General features: G+C 71.5%; 5 protein-coding genes. 2 read left to right on the top strand and 3 right to left on the bottom strand.

Annotated elements, in window-relative coordinates; translation table 11 throughout:
• From AC5L35_RS37205 to AC5L35_RS37195, 3 genes are all read right to left on the bottom strand, one after another.
• The coding region (locus AC5L35_RS37205; protein ID WP_495064458.1) for an AAA family ATPase at positions 1-2,376 on the bottom strand (2,376 nt) is incomplete at its 3' end.
• Complete coding sequence (locus tag AC5L35_RS37200; RefSeq protein ID WP_495064457.1) at positions 2,373-2,675, bottom strand: DUF3040 domain-containing protein; 303 nt, start codon at positions 2,673-2,675, stop codon at positions 2,373-2,375. The genes AC5L35_RS37205 and AC5L35_RS37200, both read right to left, overlap by 4 nt.
• A gap of 276 nt (positions 2,676-2,951) precedes the next feature.
• Positions 2,952-3,668: a CGNR zinc finger domain-containing protein gene (locus AC5L35_RS37195; protein ID WP_495064456.1), complete on the bottom strand. Its 717-nt coding sequence runs from the start codon at positions 3,666-3,668 to the stop codon at positions 2,952-2,954.
• A gap of 92 nt (positions 3,669-3,760) precedes the next feature.
• On the opposite strand from AC5L35_RS37195, the gene AC5L35_RS37190 reads away from it, so the two are divergent.
• Both AC5L35_RS37190 and AC5L35_RS37185 read left to right on the top strand, forming a co-directional pair.
• On the top strand, positions 3,761-4,306 hold the full coding sequence (locus tag AC5L35_RS37190; protein WP_495064455.1) for a carboxymuconolactone decarboxylase family protein: 546 nt from the start codon (positions 3,761-3,763) through the stop codon (positions 4,304-4,306).
• A 94-nt stretch (positions 4,307-4,400) separates the two neighbouring features.
• Positions 4,401-6,878 (top strand): AAA family ATPase (locus AC5L35_RS37185; protein WP_495064454.1); only part of this gene is annotated, 2,478 nt, incomplete at its 3' end.

Raw genomic sequence — 6,878 nt, 5'->3', positions numbered from 1 at the left:
GTAGGCGTCCTCGGCGGTCCCGGTGCCGGCGAGCAGCGCGCGGGACCGCGCCTCGATGCCCAACGCCCAGTCGGTGCCGCTGGCGGTGGTGGCCTCCACCAACTGCTCCAGGGCGTGGGTGGCGTGTTCGCGCTGTCCGGTGCGGGTGGCCGCCTCGATGAGCTCGACCAGCACTCCCCACGGTTCCACGCCCATCACCGGCGGGTACCGGCCGACGTGCCGGGCCGCGGCGAGTGCGTCCTCGTAGTGGCCCAGGCTGTTGCCCAGCACTGCGTTGGCATAGCCGGTGATGATCAGCCCGCATCCTTCACCGCGGCGCAGCACCTCCGTGGTGGTGGCCTCGATCAGCGCGGTCGCCTCGTCGTGTCGGCCCTGCCAGGCGGTGAGCAGCAATGCGCCGTACGGCGCGACCGGGATCCCGGTCCCGGAGCTGACCGCCTCCACCTCCTCGAGCAACGCGGCGGCCTCGGTGAGCTCACCGCGATGCACGAACGCACCGATCCGAGAGGTCAGTGCCAACGGCAACGTGCTCAGCGCACCGGAATCACGAGCCAACCGAACATGACGACCGGCGAGCGCATCCCAGGTCTCGATGTCCCACACGTGCGCGGCGGAGGCGCAGGCGAGCCACAGCGACTCCAGACCTTCCTCCGCGGAGAGGTCCAGGTCGCGGAAGAGACTCAGCGCCCGCGTCACCATCGGCATCCCGGCCGCGTACCCGTCCGTGAAGCGGACCGCCAGGCCGTCGAGGAGAAGGTCGGCCGCGCGGGTAGGCAGCGTCGGACGGGGCGCGGCACGCGCGGCCTCGGCCACCTCGCGCACATCACCGCCGATGGCCAACGGACCGGCGAACATCGACGCGGCGAGCGCGTCCCGGTAGGTCTCGCGGGCCAGCCGCACATCGATCCGCTGCAGTTGCCGAGCGGCTTTGAGCAGCAACGGGGGCGCGTCGCTGCCGTGGTTCACGGTGAAGGAGATCTGGGCTCGTAGCAGGTCGGCCCGAGCGCGCTGCTGCTCGTCCAGCGGACCCGCCTCGGCAAGGGACAGCAGTCTCAGCGCGGCACCGGGGGCGCCCGCCTGGTGCGTGGCGTGCGCCGCGACCAGAGCGCGCTGCCTGCGGCGGCCCGGTTCGGGCGTCAGCTCGGCCGCCCGTTCCAGGAACGCGGCCGCCGCGGCGCGCCCGCCACGCACCTGCGCCCGCCCGGCGGACTGTTCGAGTTCCCCGGCGACGTCCTCGTGGGGCTCGGCAACCGCCTGGGCCCGGTGCCATGCACGGCGATCGGGATACTCCTCGGGATCGGTCGCCTCCGCCAGGGCCCGGTGAACGGTGCGCCGCTCCTCAGGGGAGGCTGCCCGGTAGATCGCCGGCCGCAGCAGCGGATGCCGGAACCGCACACGGCTGCCGATGTCGAGCAGGCCGGCCGCAGCGGCCGGCGCGGCCGCTTCCGCCCGCGTCCCGAGCCTCGCGGCCGCCCGCCACACCAGTACCGGATCACCGAGCGGCTCCGCCGCAGCAACGAGCAGCAGTTGCCGCGTGCACGCGCCGAGCGGCTCCAGCTGTCGCCGGAGGCCCTCCTCGATCCGCTGCGGGATCGTCGGCGCGTCCGCCGGCCCGAACCCGCCGGTCAGCTCGGCCGATGCCGGCCCCCGTGGCAGCTCCAGCAGTGCCCGCGGATTGCCCCGGGTCTCGGCGACGATCCGGTCGAGCACCTGCTGGTCGACCAGGCCTCGGAGCGGGAAGCCCAGCAACGCCCGAGCGTCGTCGTGTGCCAGCCCGGTGACCAGCAGCTCCGGCAGATCGGCAAGCTCCGCCACCAGGTCGGGTTCCCGCGCGGCGAAGATCATCGCCACCGGCGCCGCCCCCAGCCGGCGCGCCACGAAAGTCAGTGCCTGCACGGAGACGCGATCGAGCCACTGCACGTCGTCCACCACACAGACCAGCGGCCGATCCCGCGCCGCCTCGGCCAGCAGACTCAGCGCGGCCAGGCCGACCAGGAAGCGGTCCGGCGCCGGCCCGTCACTCATCCCGAACGCCGTGCGCAGCGCGTCCCGTTGCGGAGCGGGCAGCCGCTCGACCACGTGCAGGATGGGGGCGCACAGCTGGTGCAGCCCGGCGAAGGCGAACTCCATCTCCGACCGGACGCCTGCCGCGCGCACCACCCGGCAACACGGCACCTGTTCGACCAGGTACTCCAGCAGGAACGTCTTGCCCACGCCCGGCTCGCCGCGCAACACCAGCGCACAGCCCTCACCCGCCCGAACCGCATCGAGCATCCGGTCGAGCACGCCGCACTCGCTGTGCCGACCCCGTGACGCCTGGGCGACGGTGGTCTCGCCGCACCGAGGCTTCGACGGGGCTGGGGCGACCGGGTTCATTTCTCGTTCGGCCGGGCGTTCCGCCGATCTTCTCGCCGCTTCTTCATCACGAGGAGGAGCGGATAGATGGTCAGCAGGGCGAGCCCACCCAGGGCATACGCCGTGAGATCATCGGTCACGAGTCCGACCAGCAACAGCATTGCACAGAGCACCAGGGTCGTGACGTGCGACGCTTTCACCCAGCTGCGGCGCCGCCGCCTCATCGGTGCAGCGAGCCTGCGGACCAGCTCAGGATCACTCCTTCGCGTAAGATCCGCAATCCTGCTCAGCTGGAGAAATTCATTGTGGTCAAGGGTCATGGTTCCGCCGTGTGCTCGCTTCTACTGACTGGACGTGGGTGGGCAAGCTGCAGCGCGATTCCCGGGTCGTCCGAGCGGGTGGAATGTCGGATTTATCCGCGGCTCCTGATTGATACGGGACCACGCGTCCTCCGCAACGTTGCGCTCCGACGACGTCCTTCGCATCCGTGGGTTCGCTGGTGTACCCGGGGTACCGGGGTACACCGGTACCCCGGGCGAATCACGACGGGCTCGGCGTGCGGAGCGGGAGCCAGGTGTCGGTGCCCCGGTCTCCGGCTACGGTCGCGGCTGCTGTGTCCTCTCCGCGGCCGTCGGCCGGCTGTCGATGTGATGACGGTGGTAGTGACGCGCCACCCGAGCCCGATTGCCGCACACCGCTGAGCACCATTCCCTCCGCGGATGCTGCTTCAGGAAGTACAGGAGGCAGCCCGGAGCCAGGCACGCCCGCAACTGCTTGCGTCGGGCACCCGTGAAGAGATCCACGGCCTGATGCGCGATGAAGGCGACAGCGAGGTCGCCGGTCGTGCCGCTCGTACGAAACACGGGAACGGGATCTCCACCGGACGGCCACCGCAGTTCCGGCCATGCCGCCGCGAGGGCGTTGAGCGTGTCGATCGCGTTCTGACGTTCCGCGATCACGGACGTCACCGGGGGCCGGGGGTCCTCGGTCGCCTCCGCGGCCAGTCGGCGGAGCGCATCGCGCAGCCCCCGCAACCGGTCCGCGAGATCGCGCTCCGCCGCACCGCCGACGTCAGCCGGACTCACGCTGCCACCGGTCTCGCAACGCAGCCGGTCATCGATCGCACGTAGCCAGGCGGTCACCGAGGCGTCGTCGCCGAGCGCGTCCTGCACGTCCTTCCGGTCGATCCGCACCGTGTTCATGAGCTCCACCGGAAGTGGCTCGCCGAGCAACGTGGCCCCAGTGGGCACCTCTGGGCGTCCCATCTGTCCCAAGCTAGCACAAAACCTAATGATTGCGACGCGGACATCCATTTGACAATCCGGGGGCGCGGGTGGCACGGTTGCTAATGGGTGCTGATAGATCCATCCATTAGTCAATCATTTCGCCCAGAAGGGACCATCACATGTCCACGCTTCCGAAGATCGAGCCCGCAGACGCGACCGAGTCCGCCGCCGAGGTGTTGGCCGAGGTCAAGAAGACCCTCGGGTCCGTGCCGAACATGGCCAAGACCATGGCGAACAGCCCGGCGCTGGTCAGGGGCTGGCTCGCGCTGTCCGGCGCCCTGGGCGGCGGGGTGATTCCCGCGCCCGTCCGGGAACGGCTCGCTCTCGCCACGGCGGAGTACAACCGCTGCGAGTACTGCCTGTCCGCGCACACCTTCATCGGCTCGAAGGTCGCCAAGCTCGACGAGAACGAGATCGAGCGTGCGCGGCACGCCGACTCCGCCGACGCCCATGTCGCAGCGCTACTGGCCCTGTCCGACACGATCGCGCGAGGACGCGGCACCATCGACGACGCCGCGCTGAGGACCGCCCGGGCCGCCGGCGTCACCGACGCCGAGATCGCCGAGGTGGTCGGCAACCTCGCGCTCAACATCCTCACGAACTACTTCAACATCCTCGCTGACACCGACAACGAGTTCCCCGTCGTCGCACCGCACGAGGCCTGAGCAACCCGACTGATGCTGCGGCAGCCAGGGGCTCGACGAAGAGCCCCTCGGCTGCCGCGGCTGTTTCGTGTCGACTCCGACTGCAAGGACGCTCATGACGCCCCGACGAGACGAACGACATCCCGCAGCGTGGCTACACGCCCCGACGGGTGGCCGCGGCGTCGGGGGATCCGTGCCCCGCGTCGGCGCTGTGGCGCCCGGCCGGAGGGCTCGCGCATACTCGGCCCCGTGGTCCGACGAAGACGTGCAGCGGCGGCGTGACCAGGTGTTACGGGGCCGGTGCAGCGAGTGTGAGACCCTCGACGGGCTCTTGGGAGCCGTTCGGGCGGGCGAGAGCCGCGCACTGGTGTTGCGCGGCGAGCCGGGCGTGGGCAAGACGTTCCTGCTGGAGTACCTTGCCGGGCGCGCGTCCAAGATCCGGGTGGCGCGGGTCGTCGGTGTCCAGTCGGAGATGGAGCTTCCGTTCGCCGGGCTCCATCAGCTGTGCGCACCGATGCTGGACCTGGTCGAGCGCCTGCCCGGTCCGCAGCGCGACGCGCTGCGCACGACGCTCGGGCTGAGTGCCGGCCCGGCACCGGATCGCTTCCTGGTCGGGCTGGCGGTGCTGGGCCTGCTCGCCGAGGTGGCCCGGGAGCGGCCGCTCCTCTGCGTACTGGACGACGCCCAGTGGCTCGACCACGCTTCCGCGCAGGCGCTGGCGTTCGTTGCGCGCCGTCTGGGGGCCGAGTCGGTGGCGATGGTCTTCGCGGTGCGGGTTCCGGACGAGGCCATGGAGCTGGCGGGCCTGCCGGAGCTGGCGGTGGAGGGGTTGCCCGATGACGAGGCGCGCATGCTGCTGGGCTCGGCGCTTCGTGGGCCGGTGGACGAGCGCGTGCTGCAAAGGATCGTCGCCGAGACGCGGGGCAACCCGCTGGCGTTGTTGGAGCTGCCGCGGGGACTCACACCCGCGGAGCTGACGGCCGGGTTCGGGCCGCCCGGCTCGCGGGCGCTCCCGCAACAGATCGAGGACAGCTTCCGGCGTCAGCTGGAGCCGCTCGACGTCGAGACCCGCCAGCTGCTGCTGATCGCTGCAGCGGAGCCGGCCGGGGACCCCGTGCTGGTGTGGCGAGCGGTCGAGCGGCTCGGGATCGGGACCGCCGCAGCGTCCCCGGCCGCGGCGGTCGGGCTGGTCGACATCGGCACGGTGGTGCGGTTCCGGCATCCGCTCGTGCGGTCGGCGATCTACCAGGCAGCGTCCCCCGAGGAGCAGCGCACCGCACACCGAGCACTGGCAGAAGCGACCGACCCCAGGACGGATCCCGATCGGCGTGCCTGGCACTGTGCCGGGGCGGCGAACGGTCCCGACGAGGATGTCGCCGACGAGCTCGAGCGCTCGGCCGACAGGGCGCAGGCGCGCGGCGGCCTTGCCGCGGCGGCCGCGTTCCTGGAACGGGCCGCCGAGCTGACCCCCGATCCGGCACGCCGGGCCGAGCGCACGCTGGCCGCAGCGCAGACCACCCACCACGCCGGCATGCCCGACGCGGCGCTACGCCTGCTGACGATCGCCGAGGCGTCCCCGCTGGACAAGCTCCAGCGCGCCCAGACGGACCTGCTGCGCGCCCGGATCGCGTTGACCGTGAACCGCGGCAGGGAGGCGCCACCGCTGCTGCTCAGTGCCGCCAAACAGCTCGAGCCACTCGACGCGCGGCTGGCCCGTGAGACCTACCTGGACGCGTTGTTGGCGGTGATGTTCGCCGGCGCACTGGCCAACGGCGGCAGCGTCCAGGAAGCGGCCGAGGCCGCACGGGCCGCGCCCCCGCCTGCGCAGCCCCCGCGGGCGCCCGATCTTCTCCTCGACGGCCTGGCGATCCGCTTCACCGAGGGATATGCCGCAGGACTGCCGATGCTGCGGAAGGCACTGCGCGCCTTCCGCAGCCCGGACCTCTCCGAGGAAGAGCTGCACTGGCTCTGGCTCGCCCACATCACCGCCGGGAACCTGTGGGCCGAGGAGACGCACGACACCGACCGTCATGTTCGGCTGGCTCGTGATTCCGGTGCGTTGAGCACGTTGCCGTTGGCACTGACCTCTCGGATCGGTGCGTTCGTGCATCGCGGTGAGCTGGCTGAAGCGGCGGCGCTGGTGGAGGAGGTGGAGGCGGTCAGCGCGGCGACGGGCATCCCGGTGGCGCCGTACGGGGCGTTGTTGCTCACCGCGTGGCAAGGGCGCCACGACGAGGCGGTCGCGCTGATCGAGGCGAGCAGGGCGGAGCTGATGCGCCGGGGTGAGGGGTTCGGGTTGGTCATCGCCGGTTATGCGGACGCGGTGCTGTGCAACAGCGTCGGCCGGTACGAGGACGCGCTGGCCGCAGCCGAGCAGGCCGGCGAGCATCCGCCGGTGATGGGTGTGGAGCCGTGGGGAGTGCTGGTCGAGCTCATCGAGGCGGCCACCCGCAGCGGGCAGCCCGACCGCGCGGTCGCGGCGTTGGCGCGGTTGGTGGAGACCACCTCTGTCAGTGGCACCGACTGGGCGTTGGGTATCGAGGCGCGGTCCCGTGCCCTGGTCTGTGCCTCCGCGGCGGCGGAGGGGGCGTAT

Source organism: Pseudonocardia sp. OZ21 (assembly GCF_059359135.1).
This window is presented reverse-complemented; position numbering and strand designations above follow the sequence as displayed.